The sequence below is a fragment of the Amycolatopsis sp. NPDC051045 genome (assembly GCF_040682955.1).
Lineage (GTDB): Bacteria > Actinomycetota > Actinomycetes > Mycobacteriales > Pseudonocardiaceae > Amycolatopsis.
In genome coordinates, this window is the sequence record NZ_JBFBCC010000007.1 from 25,494 (window position 1) to 43,102 (window position 17,609).

Genomic DNA, 17,609 nt, shown 5'->3' on the forward strand with positions numbered 1-17,609 from the left:
CCTGGTGGGCCCGTCGAGCAGTACACAGTGGACTGCGGATTGCGGAACGAGCCGGCGGTGGCACGTTCCCCGGCTCACCGGTGGGCCGCGGTCAGAGGTGTTCGCGGCCGGTGCGGAAGAACGCCGTCACCGCGCCGCCGAGGTCGCGCAGCGGGCGGGCGGCGCCGAACGGGGCGTTCCAGAACTCGCCCCGCCGCGGCTCGTGCGGGCCGACGTAGGCGTACGGCTCGCCGAGGTAGCCGTCGCCCGGGGACACGCCGTAGTTCACCTCGTCGACCGTGATCGCGACGTCGAAGTGCTCGGGCCACAACACCGGGACCGCGTCCGGGGCGAACTCCCGCAGCGCGCGGTCGCCGTCGGCGAAGGCTTGGAGCAGGAGCGCGAGTGCCTTGCTTTCCCAGGTGATCCGTTCGGCCGGGGCGATGCCGGGTCCGCCGGTGTACACCCCCGCGGGTTCGCCCGCCTCGATCCCGGCCTCGGCCGCGACGTCGGCGTAGGTCCGCCCGGCCAGCCGGACCCGGGCCGAGCCGGTGACGAGTTCGTCCCCTTCGACCCGCAGCGCGGGCCCGGCGGTGGTCGCGAAACCGCCGTCGGTCACGCGCAGGTCGATGCGCCCGGTCGCCCGGTGCTCCGGGCCCGCCAGGAGCAGCTCCGCGACGCCGTGCAGCGAACGCCTCGTCGGCGTCGAATCCCCTTCGGACATCCGGGCTCCTCGGGTGACGCCCGGGGGGATCCCGGGCCCTGAGCCACAGTGTGCTCCGTTCAGGCGTCGCCGCGGGCCGGGACGGCCGGGTGGGCCGGGGCCGGCCGGCTCGTGCCGAGCGCGGTGACGACCGCCGTGGTGACGACCAGGTGCATGAGCATCAGGCCGCCGACGTTGGCGGCGGTGGCGCCCGTGGTGAGCAGCAGCAGGTCCGGGATCCAGGTCAGGACGAGGACCGCGGGCACGACCACGCGCAGCGCCCTGGGCGACCGGCGGGCGATCAACGTCCAGCCGACGGCGCCCACGAGCAGCCCGACGACGGTGGCGGGCAGGTAGGCGGCGGGGGACAGGCCCACCCCCATCCCGCCGTCGTCGAGGGCGGACGCCGCGAGCGCGATGCCGGTGTTCACGACGGCGGCCGCCACCAGGGCGAGGCCGAGGCGCAGCGCGGTGACCGGGGGCGGGGTGGCGGTGGGGCGCATCGCTGCTCCTTTGGGTTGCGTGTTCAACCCAAAGGTAGGTGGGGTTGCGTGTTAAAGTCAAGGCCGTGAGCGAGCAGGAGGAGCCGGCCCGCGGGCTCGGCGACGATGGGCAACGGGCGTGGATCAACCTGGTGAAGGTGCTGCTCACGCTGCCCGGCGCCCTGGAGAGCCAGCTGCTGCGCGACGCGGACCTGACGCTGCTGGGCTACATGATCCTGGCCCGGCTGTCGGTGGTGCCGGCGGAAAGCCTGCGGATGAGCGAGATCGCGGAGATGGCCAACGGCTCATTGCCGCGGATCTCGCACGCGGTGGCCCGGCTGGAGGACCGCGGCTGGGTGACCCGCAGGGTCTGCACGGGCCAAGGCCGGCGCTTCACGATCGCGACCTTGACGGACGCGGGCCGCGCGCACCTGAGAGCGGCGGCCCCCGGACACCTCGCCACGGTGCGGCGCCTGGTGGTCGAGCCGCTGGGGGAGGACTTCGTCCGGTTCGGGGACGCGGTGGAGCGGATCGTCAAGACGCTGGGGTTGCCCACCGAGATCCTGGGATCCATGCCCGGCAGCTGACGCGCCCCGCGCCATCGGCAGCATGACACGCCGGATGTGCGTTCCGGGCACTCGAGGATCCCGAAGGACTCACCCCCGCGCGCCCCAGCGGCGGAGCGCGAACCGGCTCCCGTCGCGGCGGACCTCGACCGCGCCCGGTCCGCCGAAGTGGGCGGGGACGACGAGTTCGCCGGTGTCCGCGGCACGTTCGAGGACACCGCGCCGGGTGGCGGCGGCTTCCTGCGGGTCTTCGCAGAAGCAGCTGCTGTGCTCCGGCGCCAGGATCTGCACCGGGCTGTGCAGCAGGTCCCCGACGAACACCGCACGGTCCGCGCCGGACGACACGCGCAGGACCGACGAGCCCGGGGTGTGGCCGGGTGCGGGTTCGAGCGTCAGGTTCCGGTCGATGCGGTGGCTGCCCTCCCATCGCACGGCCCGGCCGAGCACGGGGGCGACGCTGTCGGCGTAGACGAGCAGGCTGCCTTCACGGCGAAGCTGCTCGTGTTCGGTGCGGGGAGCGGGGCGGCGGTGGGCGTTGCGCGGGTCGAAGTACACCTGGTCGGCGCGGGGGATCAGGTAGGTGGCGTGGGGGAAGGTGGGCACCCAGTCCCCGTTGCGGAGCTCGGTGTTCCAGCCGACGTGGTCGTAGTGGATGTGCGTGTTGACGACGACGTCGACGTCCTCCGGCCGGACGCCGGCCGCGGCCAGCCGGTCGAGGAAGGGGGTCGCCAGGTGGCCGAACAGGGGGATCTGCGGCCGGTCCCGGTCGTTGCCGACGCCGGTGTCCACCAGGATCACCCGGCCTTCGCTGCGGAGCACCCAGGTCTGGACGGCGCCGCGGTACCCGCCGGTCTCCGGGTTCCAGTGGTCGGGCGCGAGCCAGGCGGCGTTGTCGGCCCAGAGCTCGGGCGGGCTGCCGGGGACGATGACCCGCGCCGGGGCGATCTCACCCTGCCACTCGACGACCTTCACGACTTCGACTTCACCGATGTGCATGACTCCACGCTAGGACGCCACTGTGAGCGTTCCAATGCGCTGGCGACTCATTCTGATGCGTGATCGTCTCAGAGATATGATGACCGGGTGGACGTCCTCAGTGATGCGATCGCCGCGGTGCGAGTCGGGCAGCCGGCGTCGAACCGCCTGCGGGCCGGTTCGGCGTGGTGCTACCGCTTCGCGCCGTACGAGGGCGCGGGCTTCCACGTGCTGCTGCGCGGCAGCGGCTGGCTGCTCCCGGACGACGGGACGCCGGTGCCGCTCGGCCCCGGCGACGCGGTCCTGGTCCCGCACGGCGGCGCGCACACCCTCTCTTCGACGCCGGACGCGACCGGCGCGGTGCCGTTCGAAGCGGCGGTGGCCGAGCCGGACGGCCGGACCGAGTTCCTGTGCGGCAAGTACCGGCTGGCCCACGCGCGGCGGCACCCCCTGCTCGCGAGCCTGCCGGAAGTCGTGCACCTGCCCGCCGAGGTCGGCCGCCACCCCGAGCTGCGCGCGGCCATCGACCTGCTCGGCGGCGAGGTGGCCGACCGGCGGCCGGGCTCGGCCACGGTCCTCACCGGCCTGCTGGACCTGCTGCTGGTCTACCTGATCCGCGCCTGGCTGGACGGCCACCCGGGCACGGGCTGGCCGCAGGCCCTGCGCGACCCCGAAATCGCCGCGGCGCTGGAAGCCCTGCACGAGCACCCCGAAGCGCCGTGGCGGATCGAGGACCTGGCCGCCCGGGTGGGCCTGTCCCGGGCGACCCTGGCCCGCCGGTTCACCGCGCTGACGGGCCGGCCGCCGATGGCGTACCTGACCTGGTGGCGGCTGACGACGGCGGCGCGCCTGCTCCAGGACACGGACCTTCCCCTGCCGTCGATCGCCGCGAAGGTCGGTTACGCCTCGGCGTTCGCGTTCTCGCACGCTTTCAAGCGCCAGTTCGGCGTTGCGCCGGGCGGCTTCCGGACCGCCGGTGACGGCAACGCGGCTTAGGCTTACCAGGCTCCGAACACCAGGACGCCCGCTCCCCATACGGGAGCGGGCGTCCAGTCCGGCGAAGGCGGCGTCAGGTGGTGACAGCCTGCGCAGGCTCCTGCTGTGCCGTCGTGACCTGCGGGCGGTGCCGGCGCGCCGCCGCCGATCCGGCCGCCAGGACGGCGAGACCCACGACGTTGACCGCGGCGCCGACCCACAGCGGTGAGACGAACCCGAGTCCGGCCGCCAGGGCCAGGCCGCCGAGCCAGGCACCGAGCGCGTTGCCGATGTTGAAGGCCGCGATGTTGGTGCCGGAGGCCATCGTCGGTGCGTCCTCGGCGTAGCGCATGATCCGCAGCTGCAGGCCGGGCGCGGTGGCCAGGCCGACGGTCCCCATCAGGAACAGCGAGATGATCGTCAGGACCTGGCTGCGGGCGGTCAGGGCGAAGACCGCGAGCACCGCCGTGAGCAGGGTGAGGATCACGAGCAACGACTTGTCCAGCGCCCGGTCGGCCGCCTTGCCGCCGAGGAAGTTGCCGGCGAACATGCCGACCCCGAACAGCACCAGCAGCCAGGGCACCGTGGTGGTGGCGAAGCCGCTGACCTCGGTGAGCGTGAAGGCGATGTAGGTGAACGCGCCGAACATGCCGCCGTAGGACAGCACCGTGATCGCCGCCGAGATCCAGACCTGGGGCCGGCGGAACACGCCGAGTTCGCCGCGCAGGCTGGTGCGGCCGACCGGCGCCGGCTGCGGGACCAGCAGCCAGATGCCGGCCATGGTGATGACGCCGATGACCGTGATCGCCCAGAACGTCGACCGCCAGCCGAGCTGCTGGCCGAGCAGGGTGCCGAGCGGGACGCCGAGCACGTTGGCCACGGTCAGGCCGCCGAACATCAACGCGATGGCGCTGGCCTTCCGGTTCTCCGCGACCATCTCCGCGGCGACCACCGCGCCGACGCTGAAGAACGCGCCGTGGCACAGGGCCGCGACGATCCGGCCGAGCAGCATCACCGAGTAGACCGGCGCGACCGCCGAGATCAGGTTGCCCGCGATGAACAGGACCATCAGCCCGAGCAGGACTTTCTTCCGGTCGAACCTGGTGATCGCCAAGGTGAGCCCGATGGCGCCGAGCGCGACGCTGAGCGCGTACCCCGAGACCAGGTACCCGGCCACCGGCTCGGTGACGCCGAAGTCTGCTGCCACCTGGGGAAGCAGACCCACGATCCCGAACTCGGTGAGCCCGATGCCGAAGCCTCCCAGCGCCAAGGCGAGAAGCCCGATAGGCATGTCTACCCTCCATTCAATGCGCACGCCCTCGTGGGTGAATGACCACATCGTAGGTCCGGCACCGAAACGGGCACCGCCGTCGAAGGTGGAACCGTCGCTACGACTTTGGTAACAGTGCGTCCTGTCTCATCGGCTCCACCAGCAGCGGCTCGCTTGAGCCGGGGTGTCCGCCGCTCCTATTTTCAAGGAGCTCACGCGACATCGACCGACGGTAGGGCAAAGGTTCCCGTTTCCCGTCCCGGACAAACTCAGGGAGAGACGATGAGATTGGTTCCTTCCCGTTCACGGACGAAGGCACTCCCGTTTCGCCATCGCATCGCCGGCGTCTTCCCCGGCCTGGGCAGCCGCGCCGCGTACCGGAACCTCGGCAGCCACCTGCTGGACTCCGGGAGCCCGGAGGTGCTCGAGGTCTACCGGCAGGGCGCACAGGCGTTCGGTGCCCCCGGCCGGCCGGACCAGCTCCTGCTGGTTCCGGAGAACCTGCCGCCGGGAAAGCTGGCGCAGCAGGCTTTTCTCGGCGCGGCGTTCCTCGTGCACAGCGTCGCCCTCGAGGCCCACCTGCGGAGCGCGGCGGCGAAGAGCGGGGTGCCGATCAGCTTCACGGCCTACACCGGTGAGAGTTTCGGGATCATCGCTGCGGCGGTGGCGAGCGGAGCGCTGTCCATCGCCGACGGCGTCGAGATCGCGCGGGTCTTCACGCCGCTGATGCTGGTGGCGGCCGACGGCGAGGTGCCCGACGAGCCGATCGCGCGGGAGGTCGCCGTGCACCTGCCCGAGGCGCTGCGCGGACGGCGGCTGGTCCCCGAGCCGTTCCACGTCATCGCGCTGCGGGGTGACGCCGAAGATCTCGCCGTGGCCCTCGGCGAAATCGCGGCGACGTACCCGAAGGCGGACGTGGAGGTCCACAAGCGCTATTCGGATCGGCAGACGAACGTATACGTGCGGTCCGGGGTGAAGGCGGATTTCGACGCTTTCGTGGCGCGGTTTCCCGGGGTGCGGACCGAAGAACTGAAGAAACCGACGAACTTCCTGGCCCACTCCGAACGGATGAGCGGCGTGCGCGAGGCGCTCGGCCGGTTCATGGACGCCAACGGCATCGTGTTCCGCGCGCCCCACACCCCGGTGGTCTCGAACCACGGGGCGGGCCTGCTCACCACGGCCGAGGACGTCCGCAACGGCATCCTCGCGATCACCGATGAAGTCATGGCGTCCCGGGAGACGGTCGCGACACTGGCCGGCCTGCGTCCCGAGCTGGTGGTCGAACTGGGGCTGGGGGACAAGTCCGTGCAGCTGCTGGCCGACAACGGCATCGCGGCACCCGTGACCGCCTACACCGGGCTCCCGGACACGACGGACCCGCTGCTGCGCGCGGTGAAGCTGGTGGACGGCCTGCTGGCCGAGCTGGAAGGGCTGCGCGACTCGGGGGACCGCCTGCACGACCGGCACTTCGACGTGCTCCGCAACCTCTTCCGGCCGTCGGCGATGAACAGCTTCGGCGAGAAGTACCTCCACCACACCATGCGGCGCGTCATCACCGACGAGATGCTCCGCCCCGAGCGGGACGCCGCACCGGCCTTCTACGAGCTCCTCGAGGTCTTCCAGCACACCTACCGGCATCGCGGCGACATCGACGTCGAGCACGGCGAGCTGGTTTTGCGAGCGCGCCTGACGAAGAGGATCACCGGGGACCGGCCGGGCCAGGTCCGCACCGAGCTGAGGGTGATCGACCGGGAGGGCCGCTTCGCCGACCGGAGCACGGCCACGACCGGGCAGCACGAGGTCGTGGTCGTTCACTTCGACCGGCTCGCCGACCACAGCCCGGCCGCCATCGCCCGGCAGCAGGCCCTGTTCCAGGCCCTCCGGCACGACCGGCCGGCGCTGTTCCGGCAGAACGACTGCTACCTCGAGGGCAGTGACCCCGTGGGCTGGCTGACGGCCCTGGTGGCGGCCGGTGCGGCGCCCGTGGCCGACGTCGTGGCCCTCCACGACCTGTACCGGGAGGCCGGCACGGGCCTCGACCTGGAGGCCGAGCTGGACCGCCTGCTCTCCTCCCTCGGTCACCCGGAGCTGCCGATCGTCTCGCCGGCGGGCGTCCCGCTGTGGTCCACGAAGGACATCGCGGCCGCCACTCGTGCCGTCCTCTTCGACGGCGCTCTCGACACCGGCCCGCGGCGGATCCACCTCAACGGGAACTGCCGGATCCTGTCGCTCGGGTCCGCGCTCGCCGCCACCGGCGTGGATGCGGGGCCGCACCGCGCCGACGTCATCTCCGTGTGCTCCTTGGCCGAGGCCCGGACGCCGGGCGTCAACGCGGCGCTCGACGAGTTCGAGGACCAGTGCGTCCTGTCCATGACGGTGGAGAACGAAAAGGTGGTGCGCTACGCCCGGAGCCGGCGGGTGCTCAGCGGGACGGTCAACGCCTACGTCGGCATCGGGGAACGCGTGCTGGGCTTCGGCAACGGTGGCAGCGAGTCGATGACGATCTTCCTGCGCAAGGACGGCGAGGACCGGACCACCGTCCGGAAGGTCCTGAGCGAGGCGCTGACCACGGTCGGCTGGAACCCGGACGGCCGGGGCGTGATGCTGCCGCCGTTCGCCAAGGCCCGGAAGCAGGCGGAGTACCTGCAGGCGCTGCCGGCGCCCGTGCGCCGGTACTTCCCCGAGGTGTACGACATCCGGGAGCGGACCATCCCGGCGCCGCCGCACCTGCGGACGGACGGCACGGCCGGGTGCCGGGAAGTCATCTACGAAATGAGCTACGTCCCGGGCGAGGAGGTCAGCCGGTTCGTCGAGCGGAACTCGCCGCCGCCGGCGGTCGTCGCCCGGCTCTACGAGCAGATCCTGCGGGTGCTGAACCGGAACGTGCACACCGTGAACCGCGTCCCCGCCCCGGGCGAGACCCTGGACGTCTCCTACTTCCGGAAGATCGAGGACCGCCTCGCGCTCTGCCGCCGCACGGCGCCGCGGACCTTCACCCCGGAGCTGCTCGACACCGAGCGGATCGTCATCGACGGGGTCAGCTACCTCAACTCGCGGGCGCTCCTGGCCCGGTTCCGGGAACATCCGGAGTACCTCCGCGTCCTGGAGCCGCGGTTCCACTCCCTGGTGATGGGGGACACGAACACCGAGAACATCAAGATCGAAGACACCACACCGCTGCTGCACGCCCAGTGGCTGATCGAGACGGGCGCGCCCCGCGAAGAAATCGACGCGGCGCTGGCGGCGATCACGGCCGAGTCCGTCGGGATCCGGTTCCTGGACCCGCGCGCGATCGGCTTCAAGAGCGACGGCCGGGACACCCGCGACGACGCGATGTACGACAACAAACCCTGGCACAACTCCATCGGCCACTACGACGAGATCCACTACGAGCAGTTCACGCTGCGGGTCCGGACCGGCGAAGGGCGGACGCCCCGGGTCGACGTCGGCTTCGTGGCGGGGAACCCGTACCAGAAGTCGTACCGGGTCCGTGATGCGGTGGCCAAGGGGGAGCGGGTCGACCCCGCCGCGCCGCAGGGGATGGAGGACTACTTCGCCTCCGTGATGGCAGCCGTGCACGGGGACGACCCGGAATCCCGCCAGCTCAAGGATCCCTACTGGATCATCCGGTTCGTCTTCCTGATGGGTACCCATTTCGCGGCCATGCCCCCGTTCCACTTCCAGTCGGAGCTGGACGGGACACTGACCGACACCTACCAGGCGCAGCGCCGGCCGGTGGCCATCTACTGCGAGGGCATCAAGTGGCTGAACTGGGCGCTGGAGATGCTGACGGGAGAGCGGACGGAGTTCCTGGGGGTGGCGGTGCCGCCGCCGGCCCACCTGGAGCGCCGGCAGCGGCGCACGGCGCCCGCCGGCCGCCGTCGCGCGGTTCCCGGCCACCACACTCTTCGCGCGCCGCGAACGGGCACGCGAACGAGCACGCGGCCGGCCACGCGGCCGGCCGCGGACGCACGGCACACCACCCGGGTACGCCGTACCCGGCAGGAAGAGGAGGGCTGACCATGGCCAGTGCATCGCCGGCGCTGCCTGTGGCAGGGCTGGACGACCTCACCACCGAGTCACGCATGATCGCGACGCCGTGGAGCCGCATGGTGCGCGGGATCGGGCTCGGCCAGTACCCGATCGACTACGACCCCGTGGCCGCCGAACGGATCCGGCACACGTTCGACCTGCTGGCGGCGAAGGTGCCACCGGCCAACTCCTACACGCTGTTCTCCCGGCGGCTGGCGGATCTGGTCCTGAACGTGGCGAACCCGGCCGTCGACTTCTCCCGCACCGACGTCGGCTCGGCCGTCGGGTCCATTGTGGACGCGGTGCGGGCGGAAGAGAACCCCTACTACCGCGTCACGGCGGGCAGCATCCTGATGGACGCGTTCGCCAAGCTCGGCCTGGACCGCAAGCTGCTGGTCAACGAGTGGATGGACTTCCCGGCGGAGATCCTCGCCGTGACCGACCAGATCCGGCCGAACCGGATCGAGGACGAGAACAGCGGCCGGCACGGCGACTACGAGCGGCTTTCCGCCTGCACCGCGGTGTTCCTCGCCTTCGGGCAGCTGGGCCTGACGGACCGGCTGGTCACCGGCGAGCGCAACCACCTCCGCGAGTCGCTGGACCTGCTGGAGCGGATCCCCGCGCCCTTCTTCCGCGGGCGCGGCGGATCCATGCTGCTCTCGGTGATCTCGCTGCTGGGCTACGAACGGTACATCTTCGACGGACCCCGGGACTACCTGAAGGAGGTGTTGGACCACCTCGACCGTGCGGACGAGCTGAACCTCCCGCCGGCCTTCCCGCAGCCGATGACGGCGGACTTCGGGAAGATCTACCCGCTGCTGACCATGCTGAACGCCATCGCGATGGCCGGCCGCGCCGAGCACCTGACCTACGGGAAGGACCGGCTGGCGGAGGCGAAGGAGCTGCTGGGCCGCATCGATCCGGTGGAGCGGACCCACATGGCGCTGTACTACCTGGTGGCCCTGCACAACCTGGGCCGCCTGTCCGCGGAGGTGCCGGACCTGAACGCCTTCGTGGAGGACGTGCTGGGGCAGTGGGAGGAGGCCGATCCCGGGGCGAACTTCTTCCGCAACGGGATCGCCTACCCCTACATGATCGAGACGGCCATGGTGACCGGGCGGGCGGACCTGATCACCGAAAAGGGGCTCGATCGCCTGGCGGACTCCTACCCCGATCTGGACCGGACCGGCCTGGACCGGGCCAACCGCCCCTATCCGTTCAGCTACGCGCTGAACATGCTGGGCGAGATCGGCGCGGTGGACCGTCTCTACGTGCCCTCGGACCGCTACGGCGGCCGCTCGGCCGTGGCCTGGGTCGTCGACCACCTTTCCGACGGCGGCCGCGAAGAAGGGAACCGGCTCTTCATGCTCGACCACGCGTTGGTCGGCTACGCCCTGCGGTTGCGGGGCCGTGACCGCGCCGAGACGGAGCTGTTCCGGAACTTCCGGTTCCGGCTCGCGTCCTGAGCGCACGCACGAGAAATCCCCCGGCCACCCGGTGGCCGGGGATTTTTCCGTGGTGGTCACCTGTTCGCGCCGACGAGGGTGCCACCCGAGACCGCCGGGACGGGGGTTCGCTCGCACTCGGGCCGCCAGGTGCCCACGTGCACCCATTGCCGCCGCCACCGCCAGGTGGCCAGCACCGTCGACCGCGAACAGCGCGGACACGGCTGGGGTACCGAGTCGATCCACATCGCTGCCATGGGAAACCTCCGGTGTGTCGAGGGGTTTTCGCTACCCGGAGGATGGCGGACGGCGGGTACGCCACGGTTACGCGTTCGTCCTCAGTGGACACCGGTCAGTGGTCGAGGCCTTCGATGAGACTGGCCTGGACCGCCTTCTTGATCGCGTCGACCCGGGACACCGCACCCAGTTTCCCGTAGATGTTGGTGAGGTGGCGCTTCACGGTGCCCTCGCTGATGAACAGGCGCGAGGCGATCTGGGCGTTGCTCATCGCCGTGGCGACCAGCCGCAGCACTTCCAGCTCCCGTTCGGACAACAGGGTCCGCTGCTCTTGCTGGCGCTCCAGCGACTCCATCGTCGCGCGCGGGATCGACAGCAGCACGTTGTCCCGGGTGCGGCTGACCGACCGGATCGCGGTGATGAGCTCGTCGCGGGCGATGCTCTTCACCAGGTACGCGGCCGCGCCGTAGTCCAGCAGGTCGCGCACGAGCGCGGGAGCGTCGTGCATGGTCAGGACGACCACGGCGGTGTCGGGGCACGTTCGCCGGACCCGCTCGATCACCGCTTTCGCGCCGGGGCCCGGCATCTCGACGTCGAGCAGCAGGACGTTCGGCCGGTGCCGCTGGACCAGCGTGATGGCCTCGTCCCCGTGGGCGGCCTCGCCGGTCACGTCGAACTCCGGATCCGTGGACAGCAGCTCGCGCAGCCCCTGGCGGAACAGGGTGTGGTCGTCGGCGACGACGATGGTGACCTTCGGTTCGCGCGCCCCGGTCACCGGTGCGCCCCGAGGTGGGTGACCACGATCGAGATCGTCGTCCCCGCGTCCGGTACCGCGGTGATCGTGAACGTCCCGCCCAGGAGCTCGAGCCGCTCCCGCATGGACGACAGCCCGACGCCCGACCGCGCGGCCAGCGCGGCGGCGAGGTCGAACCCCCGCCCGTCGTCCCGCACGGTCGCGCGCACCTGGGCGTCGGCCACCTCGACGGTCACCTCCAGCGTGTGCGCGCCCGAATGCAGCACCACGTTGCGGACGGCCTCGCGGAGCACGAGGTACAGCTCCTCGCACACCTCGTCCGGCAGGTGCTCGTCGCCGGTCACCGACACCGTGGTGCGGATGCCATCCGGCACGCGCGTGGCCACGTAGTCGTCGAGCGCCTTCGCCAGGCCGCCGATTTCGACCGCGGATTCCCGCAGGTCCCTGGCGAGCTCGCGGATCGAGTCGAGGGCTTCCCGCAACGCGGTGCGGGCGGTGCCGATCCGCGACCGGGCGCGTTGCGGGTCCGTGCCGGAGTAGACGTCGTACAGCTCGAGGTCCTGCAGGGCCACACCGACCGAATGGGCGGCGCGGTCGTGCAGTTCCCGGCCGATCCGCCGCCGTTCGTCGCGGTGGGAGTGGTTCACCTTGCCGAGCAGGAAGCCGGCGTAGGCCACCGCGCCGATGCCGACCCGGTGCATGATCGACTCCTGCAGCGCGCCGGCGGCGGTGAGCAGCATGGCGTCCCGCTCGCCACGGATCCGGGTCCGCTCCAGCACCACCGGGAGCAGGACCCGGAACATCGTCACCGCGGCGTGGGCCGACTCGATCGGGTGCACGCCCCGGCTGGCGCGGCTGGCGCCGATCTCCACGCTGAGCCGTTCGCCTTCGCCGGGGGCCGCGGGGACGCCCGTCAACGCGGTCTGGACGTCGTCGAGAACGGATTCGGCCTGGTGCAGCACCTGGGCCATGGCCTCCGGGACCTCGGCCAGGCGATTGCCCGCCGCCTGGAGCTGATCGCGGAACGACGCCACGGTCGCGCGCCGGAGCTGGGCGGGAAACATCACGTCCTCGGCGGCCACGGCGGGAATTGTCTCACAGCGGCGAAGCCGGCCCAAGGCAGCAGAACAGCACGACGTGTGCGCAGTATTGGGTCACCATGAACACGCGATAAGGACGGCGTTGCGCGGTTCGGGCACCGCGGCTCGACGACGTGAGCACGGTGGCGGAAAGGGCCGCCGAACCGACGAGCACGACTGCGGCCGCGGGTAGTACGCCGATCGCCCGAATCGCGCAAAGAACGGTGAACGTCCAGCCGACCGAGCTCGCCGCGATCGCCATCACCACGCGCGCCCGGCGATCGCCGAGCAGGACCGGCAGGGTCTTCCGGCCGGCCAGCCGGTCCCCTTCCGCGTCGGCGAGATCCTTGGTCGAGCCGCCGAGGCCCATCCACAAGGACATCATGAGACCGAAGAAGAACACCGGTCCGGTCAACCGCCCGCCGCCGGCCGCCGACCAGCCGGCCAGGTAGGTGAGCAGGCCCAACGCGGTCACCGCCGCGACGAACCCGGCCAGGTTGGCCTTCAGCGGCCACGGTCCCAGCGAGTAGGCCCACCCGACCCCGAGCATCACGGCGGTGAGCAGGACCTGGGTCACCGACACGGCCGCCGCGAACACGAGCCCCGCCACGGACAACGCCCCGACGAGCCTGACCGCCGAACGCCGGGACAGCTCGCCCCGCGCGATGGGGCGCGCCTTGCCGTTGGCGCGGTCTTCGACGACGTCCGCCACCCCGTTCAGCAGGTAGACGGCCCAGGTCGTGGCGAGCCAGCCGAGCGCGGCCGTCAGCAGTGCGGGTCTGCCCGCCGCGCCGGCGGCACTGCCGGTCAGCCCCAGTGCCGCGCCGGCGGCGAACCGGAGCAGGAAGATGACCTGGACCACCGGCCGCGCCTCCCGCCACGCGAGGCGGAGCCGGTGCAGCTGCACCGTGGCCGCGGACCGGGCTGAAGGAAAGCGAAACGAACCGCTCGGAATCGTCGTCGACGTCATCGGCACCTCCGTTCGACCGGATACCCCTGGAAATGGCCTGAGCCAGCGGAGATTCTGCGGCCCGGAGGAGCAGGACGACATGGCCGGAAGCGGAAAACGCACTACGACGTTCGTGACACGTCCCCTCGACCATCGGCGCAACCCGATTCCTCCTTGGCGGGCCGGTTCTTGAACGGCGTATTACGGCCGCCTAACGTCGAGGCGCGCACAGGTGCGGTGGTTCATTGGTTCGTGGTGGTCTCTGGGGGCGACGCGATGCGATACGACGATACGGTGGCGACGGCTCGGCGTGGCCACGACCACGCTCCTGCGGTAGCGGTTCGCTGCTTCGGGACTTTCGAGGTGCGGCTGGCCGGCGAACCGGTGGTGTGCTGGCACGCGGGCAAGGCCCGCAACCTCTTCCAGTACCTGCTGCTGAACCGCGGCCGGATCATCCGGCGGGAGAAACTGTTCGAGACGTTGTGGCCGGGCGGGGTGTGGTCGCCGTCGACGAGTTCGCTGAAGGTGGCGGTGCACGCCGTCCGCCGGACGCTCGACCAGGCGGCCGGTGGCCGGCCGGGCCACCCGCCGGTCGAGATCGTCTGCCGCGCGCACGGCTACCAGCTCAACGCCACCGAGCTGTGGCTGGACGTCGACGAGTTCGACCGCGCCATGCGTGAAGCGCACACGGCCGAGTCGCGGGGTGCGCGAGCCGAGGCCGTGGCTTGCTACCGGCGGGCCGCGCAGCTCTACGACGGCGACTTCCTGGCCGGGGAGACCGGGGACTGGGTCGAACAGCAGCGGGAGTACTACCGGACGCGGGTGCTCTACGCGCTGACCTGCCTGCGTGCCGACGCGCTGCGGCGGGGCGACCACACCGAGGCCGTCGACCTGTGCCGCCGGATCCTGGACGTCGACCCGTACCACGAGGAGACGTACCAGACGCTGATGGTCCTGCACGCCCGGCGCGGCGAGCTCGGCCAGGTGCGCAACTGGCACCGGATGTGCGTGCGGCGCCTGCGGCACGACCTGGACGTGCCCCCGACCGAAACCACGCGCCGCATCTTCGCCAGGGCGGTCCGCGGTGAGCTGCGGGCTCCCGCACCCTCGGCGGGCCGGACCGACGGTGCGCGCGGCCGCACGGCACCACGGCCGAGGCGCCGTCCCGGCACGCGCCCCGATTCGTGGACCGCGCGGCCCCGCCGATGAACCACACCGGCGACGCCGGGCACCTCGAGTGAGGGGCAGGTCCCCGATGACCCGTTCGCGACGTCACCCGCGCTGGAGCTGGAAACGCTGGTTGGCGGCACCGGTCACGGTCCACTGCGAGACGCGCGCGCCGTCGGCGGTCGAGGCGCTCCACACGTCCATGGCGAGGCCGCTGGCCCGGTTGACGAGGCTCACCACGCCGCCGCCCTGGTCGGTCACCCGCCACTGCTGGGTGGTGGCGCCGGTGTCCGGCTGCTGGGTGATGTCCGCACCCGTGGCGGTGGAGGCGACCTGGAGGACCAGGCCGCTGCTCCGGGACCGGATGCGGTGGAAGCCGCCGTCGGAGGGGACGAAGTCGAACTGCTGGTTGAGGCCGCTCGTGGCCTGCCACTGGATCAGCGCGGCACCGGCACTTGCCGAGCCGCCGCTGATGTCGGCCGATTTGCCGCTGTGCTGGGCGACGAGCCGGTAGTTCACGCCGGGTTGCACCACCGGCGGCGGCCCACCGAGGGACGTGGCGCGGTAGGTGTGGCCCGCTTGCCCGGCGAAGCGGATCAGGTCGGACTCGAGGGCCACCGCCTGGACCTCGGCGCCGCTCGTGGTGTCGAGCACCTCGAAGTCCGCGGTGAACATCCGGCTGCGGACCTTGACCTCGCCGTCGCGGTCGGGCGTGATGGTCAGCTGCGTCGCCGAGCCCGCCGTCCAGGCCGCGCCGACCGTGTAGCCGCCCCGCCCGCGCAGGCCCGTGACGCTGCCGGCCGGCCAGGCCGGGGGCAACGCGGGCAGCACGTGCAGCTCGCCGTTGTGGCTGTGCAGCAGCATCTCGGCGATGCCGGACGTCGCGCCGAAGTTGCCGTCGATCTGGAACGGCGGGTGCAGGTCGAACATGTTGGGCGCCAGCCGGTCCGTCCGCACGAGGAGCCGCAGCAGGGCGTGCGCCTTGGCGCCCTCTTCCATGCGCGCCCAGTAGTTGATCTTCCAGGCGAGGGACCAGCCGGTGCCGTCGTCGCCGCGCAGTTCCAGCGTCCGGCGGGCCGCGGTGAACAGCTGGGGCGTGCCCCGCTTGCTGATCTGATTGCTGGGGTACAAGCCGTAGAGGTGCGAGATGTGCCGGTGGGTCGGCTCGGTCTCCACCCAGTCGTAGAGCCACTCCTGGACGTTCCCGCGCGAGCCGACCTTCATCGGCGCCAGCCGCTGCCGGGCCGCCTTGACCTGGTCGGCGAAGGCGGCGTCCACGCCCAGCACCTGGCACGCGCCGGCGCAGCCGTCGAACAGGTCGCGCAGGATCTGCATGTCCATCGTCGGGCCCGCGCACACGGACGCGTTCGCGTGGTGGTTCAGCTCCGGCGAGTTGGCCGGGTTGGTGACCAGGTAGCCCAGGTTCGGTTCGGTCACCAGCGTGTCGAGGAAGAACTGGGCGGCGCCCTTCAGCAACGGGTACCGGCTGCGCAGGAATCCGGCGTCGCCGGTGAACCGGTAGTGGTCCCAGATCATGGTGGCGAGCCAGGCGCCACCGGTCTGCCACATGCCGGCCTGGGCGAAGTCCACGATGGAGGAGCCGCGCCAGGCGTCGGTGTTGTGGTGGGTGACCCAGCCCCGGGCGCCGTACTCGACCTGCGCGGTGCGGGCCCCGGTGACCGCGAGGTCGCCGATCATGGCGAACACCGGTTCGTGGCACTCGGCGAGGTTGGTCACGTCGGCCGGCCAGTAGTTCATCGGCAGGTTGGCGTTGAGGGTGTACTTCGACTGCCACGACGGGTCCATCTGGTCGTTCCAGATGCCCTGCAGGTTGGCCGGCTGGGTGCCGGGCCGCGACGAGGAGATCAGCAGGTAGCGGCCGAACTGGAAGAGCAGGGCGGAGAACTGCGGATCGGTGGCGGTGTTGTGCTGGGCGATCCGGACGTCGGTCGGCTGGTCGGCCGCCGCGGTGCGCCCGAGGTCGAGCGTGGTGCGCCCGAAGAGCTTCTGGTAGTCGGCCACGTGCCGGCTGCGGAGGGCGTCGTAGGAGAGGGCCTGGGCGGCGTTCAGCCGGGCGCGGGCGATGCCCTGGTAGTCGCCGTTCACCGTCCGGTAGTCGACGTAACTGGTGCCGATCGAGATCAGCAGGGTCACGGCGTCGGCGTTGGCCACCCGCAGCGTGCCGCCGGAACTGCTGGTGCTCCCGCCCTCGGCGACGGCGCTGACCAGCGCGAGGAACCGGACCGAGCCGGCGATCCCGCGGCTGTCGGCGGAAATCCCGTCCAAGCCGATCGTGGTGCCGGAGGGGCTGGACACCGTCGCGCGCTGCGGGGTGCCCAGCGACGCCGAGAAGGAGATCGAGCCGGGCGTCTCGGCCGTCAAGCGCATGGCGAGCACCTGGTCCGCCGCGCTGGCGAACACTTCACGCCGGTAGCGCACGTTGTTCGCGACGTAGGTCACGACCGTCGTGGCGGTGGTGAGATCCAGCCACCGCTGGTAGGAGGACGCCCCGCTCCCGCCGGAAAGAGCGAGGCTGAGGGTGCCGACGGGCTGGTACGGCTGCTGGGTGGCCGGGGTGCCCAGCATCCGCTGGTCGATGAGACTCTGCGCCTGCGTCCACTGGTTCCCGAACACCAGCTGCCGGATCTGCGGCAGCGCACCCGCGCCTTGGGCGTTGCTGTAGTCGTGGGGGCCGCCCGCCCAGACCGTGTCCTCGTTGAGCTGCAGGCGTTCGGTGTCGGTGTTGCCGAACACCATGGCGCCCAGCCGGCCGTTGCCGATCGGCAACGCGCGGAGCCACTCCGTGCCGGCCGGCTTGTCGTACCACAGAGCGAGGTCATCGACCGCTCGTACGTCCGCGGGCGCGGCCGATCCGGCCCGGGCGGTCGCCGCCCAGCCGATCGGTGTGAACGCGGCCCCGACGCCCGCGGCGCCGAGCTTCATCGCTTGCCTTCGCGTCAGATCCGGCATCGTCGTCCTCCGATCGCAGCGGCCGC

Annotated in this window: 13 protein-coding genes; 5 read left to right on the plus strand and 8 right to left on the minus strand. The window is 71.5% G+C overall.

Annotation, left to right across the window (positions count from 1 at the left end; all coding sequences use genetic code 11):
• Window positions 1–91: 91 nt before the first annotated feature.
• Both AB0M80_RS18495 and AB0M80_RS18500 read right to left on the minus strand, forming a co-directional pair.
• Complete coding sequence (locus AB0M80_RS18495) at window positions 92–703, minus strand: hypothetical protein (protein ID WP_364565868.1); 612 nt, start codon at window positions 701–703, stop codon at window positions 92–94.
• 59 nt (window positions 704–762) lie between these two features.
• Window positions 763–1,185: a hypothetical protein gene (locus AB0M80_RS18500; RefSeq protein WP_364565870.1), complete on the minus strand. Its 423-nt coding sequence runs from the start codon at window positions 1,183–1,185 to the stop codon at window positions 763–765.
• Window positions 1,186–1,250: 65 nt separating this feature from the next.
• Here AB0M80_RS18500 and AB0M80_RS18505 point away from each other — a divergent pair, with 65 nt between their 5' ends.
• On the plus strand, window positions 1,251–1,751 hold the full coding sequence (locus tag AB0M80_RS18505; protein WP_364565873.1) for a MarR family transcriptional regulator: 501 nt from the start codon (window positions 1,251–1,253) through the stop codon (window positions 1,749–1,751).
• A 69-nt stretch (window positions 1,752–1,820) separates the two neighbouring features.
• Here AB0M80_RS18505 and AB0M80_RS18510 read toward each other — a convergent pair whose 3' ends face one another.
• Complete coding sequence (locus tag AB0M80_RS18510) at window positions 1,821–2,726, minus strand: MBL fold metallo-hydrolase (RefSeq protein WP_364565875.1); 906 nt, start codon at window positions 2,724–2,726, stop codon at window positions 1,821–1,823.
• Window positions 2,727–2,813: 87 nt separating this feature from the next.
• On the opposite strand from AB0M80_RS18510, the gene AB0M80_RS18515 reads away from it, so the two are divergent.
• On the plus strand, window positions 2,814–3,701 hold the full coding sequence (locus AB0M80_RS18515) for an AraC family transcriptional regulator (protein ID WP_364565877.1): 888 nt from the start codon (window positions 2,814–2,816) through the stop codon (window positions 3,699–3,701).
• Between the two features lie 73 nt (window positions 3,702–3,774).
• On the opposite strand, the gene AB0M80_RS18520 is transcribed toward AB0M80_RS18515, so the two are convergent.
• A complete protein-coding gene (locus tag AB0M80_RS18520) occupies window positions 3,775–4,971 on the minus strand; it encodes an MFS transporter (RefSeq protein ID WP_364565879.1) in 1,197 nt (398 codons plus the stop codon).
• A 261-nt stretch (window positions 4,972–5,232) separates the two neighbouring features.
• On the opposite strand from AB0M80_RS18520, the gene AB0M80_RS18525 reads away from it, so the two are divergent.
• Window positions 5,233–8,970 carry an ACP S-malonyltransferase gene (locus tag AB0M80_RS18525; RefSeq protein WP_364565881.1) on the plus strand — a complete coding sequence of 1,246 codons (3,738 nt, stop codon included), beginning with the start codon at window positions 5,233–5,235 and terminating at the stop codon, window positions 8,968–8,970.
• Window positions 8,971–8,972: 2 nt separating this feature from the next.
• On the plus strand, window positions 8,973–10,448 hold the full coding sequence (locus AB0M80_RS18530) for a hypothetical protein (RefSeq protein WP_364565884.1): 1,476 nt from the start codon (window positions 8,973–8,975) through the stop codon (window positions 10,446–10,448).
• Window positions 10,449–10,779: 331 nt separating this feature from the next.
• Here the strand turns inward: AB0M80_RS18530 and AB0M80_RS18535 are convergent, their stop codons facing one another.
• The 3 genes from AB0M80_RS18535 to AB0M80_RS18545 are packed head-to-tail and all read right to left on the minus strand — an operon-like array spanning window position 10,780 to window position 13,467.
• A complete protein-coding gene (locus AB0M80_RS18535; RefSeq protein WP_364565887.1) occupies window positions 10,780–11,439 on the minus strand; it encodes a response regulator transcription factor in 660 nt (219 codons plus the stop codon).
• The gene (locus tag AB0M80_RS18540) at window positions 11,436–12,500 is read right to left on the minus strand and encodes a sensor histidine kinase (protein WP_364565890.1); all 1,065 of its coding nucleotides are present in this window, start codon (window positions 12,498–12,500) and stop codon (window positions 11,436–11,438) included. The genes AB0M80_RS18535 and AB0M80_RS18540 overlap by 4 nt, the downstream gene beginning before the upstream one ends.
• A gap of 13 nt (window positions 12,501–12,513) precedes the next feature.
• Window positions 12,514–13,467 (minus strand): UbiA family prenyltransferase, encoded by a 954-nt coding sequence (locus tag AB0M80_RS18545; protein ID WP_364565892.1) that lies wholly within the window; start codon window positions 13,465–13,467, stop codon window positions 12,514–12,516.
• Window positions 13,468–13,722: 255 nt separating this feature from the next.
• On the opposite strand from AB0M80_RS18545, the gene AB0M80_RS18550 reads away from it, so the two are divergent.
• Window positions 13,723–14,655, plus strand: coding sequence for a BTAD domain-containing putative transcriptional regulator (locus AB0M80_RS18550; protein ID WP_364565895.1), 933 nt, complete (start codon window positions 13,723–13,725; stop codon window positions 14,653–14,655).
• A gap of 63 nt (window positions 14,656–14,718) precedes the next feature.
• On the opposite strand, the gene AB0M80_RS18555 is transcribed toward AB0M80_RS18550, so the two are convergent.
• Window positions 14,719–17,583: a glycoside hydrolase N-terminal domain-containing protein gene (locus AB0M80_RS18555; RefSeq protein WP_364565897.1), complete on the minus strand. Its 2,865-nt coding sequence runs from the start codon at window positions 17,581–17,583 to the stop codon at window positions 14,719–14,721.
• Window positions 17,584–17,609 lie beyond the last annotated feature (26 nt).

Coding starts and splice junctions, on each gene's coding strand:
- AB0M80_RS18495 (WP_364565868.1), bottom strand. CDS start 703: ATGTCCGAAGGGGATTCGACGCCGACGAGGCGTTCGCTGCACGGCGTC.
- AB0M80_RS18500 (WP_364565870.1), bottom strand. CDS start 1,185: ATGCGCCCCACCGCCACCCCGCCCCCGGTCACCGCGCTGCGCCTCGGC.
- AB0M80_RS18510 (WP_364565875.1), bottom strand. CDS start 2,726: ATGCACATCGGTGAAGTCGAAGTCGTGAAGGTCGTCGAGTGGCAGGGT.
- AB0M80_RS18520 (WP_364565879.1), bottom strand. CDS start 4,971: ATGCCTATCGGGCTTCTCGCCTTGGCGCTGGGAGGCTTCGGCATCGGG.
- AB0M80_RS18525 (WP_364565881.1), top strand. CDS start 5,233: ATGAGATTGGTTCCTTCCCGTTCACGGACGAAGGCACTCCCGTTTCGC.
- AB0M80_RS18530 (WP_364565884.1), top strand. CDS start 8,973: ATGGCCAGTGCATCGCCGGCGCTGCCTGTGGCAGGGCTGGACGACCTC.
- AB0M80_RS18545 (WP_364565892.1), bottom strand. CDS start 13,467: ATGACGTCGACGACGATTCCGAGCGGTTCGTTTCGCTTTCCTTCAGCC.
- AB0M80_RS18550 (WP_364565895.1), top strand. CDS start 13,723: ATGCGATACGACGATACGGTGGCGACGGCTCGGCGTGGCCACGACCAC.
- AB0M80_RS18555 (WP_364565897.1), bottom strand. CDS start 17,583: ATGCCGGATCTGACGCGAAGGCAAGCGATGAAGCTCGGCGCCGCGGGC.